The organism is Paenibacillus sp. IHB B 3415 (assembly GCF_000802655.2).
GTDB lineage: Bacteria > Bacillota > Bacilli > Paenibacillales > Paenibacillaceae > Paenibacillus_AQ > Paenibacillus_AQ phytohabitans.
The window spans coordinates 1-681 of the sequence record NZ_JUEI01000217.1; the positions used below are offsets into that span (position 1 = coordinate 1).

General features: G+C 48.9%; 1 protein-coding gene. It reads right to left on the reverse strand.

Features of this window, described 5'->3' with window-relative positions:
- On the reverse strand, positions 1 to 622 hold a 622-nt coding region (locus QW71_RS36245; protein ID WP_200906018.1), incomplete at its 3' end, for a hypothetical protein.
- Positions 623 to 681 lie beyond the last annotated feature (59 nt).

Here is a 681-nt window from a genome sequence, read left to right on the forward strand (position 1 = left end):
TTATCGCGGTATCTCCTACACCTGCAATGCCTGCATTGATTCCCACTGCCGTTAGGTGCTCGCTCAGGTTTTGCTTTCCATCCTCCCGGAAATCACTTATGATGTCAACCACTTCATCCACTGTCCCGCTTATTGCTCCCGATACCATGGTCCTCACTAAGGGAGAGGCAATATTGCCAAATCCTCCAACTCCACGAAAGAGATACCCTTTGCCTATCTCTCCTAAGATGATTCCAGCTTCTTTTCCATACGGATTATCCAGCGGATCTACATACCCTTCTGGACTTGGACTAATCCAATTTACGATCTTCTCCGGCATCCCTAAAAGTGCTCTGTTTATCCCTTGAACCATCATATTACTTCCGCCTACGAGAATATTGGCTAGCGTCTGATTGCCCACTCCGCTTCCCAGGAGGCGGTTTTTGTCCGCCACTTCCTTATTCAGCTTCTTGTAATCACCTTGGACCTCTGCAATTCTCCGGTCCTTCTCCTCGGTTGACAAGGTATTCCAGTAGGTCATACTCAGCCGTGTCTGAACTTCCGGATCCTCAAGATTTAATATCTCCTGATCCGACACAAAATCACGCGGATCATAGGGTCCAATTGTGGCCTGCGGCTTCATCAGCTCTAATTGCTGCTTCGCCCAGTCTCCCTTTGCTCCTGCTACCGCCGACATTCGAA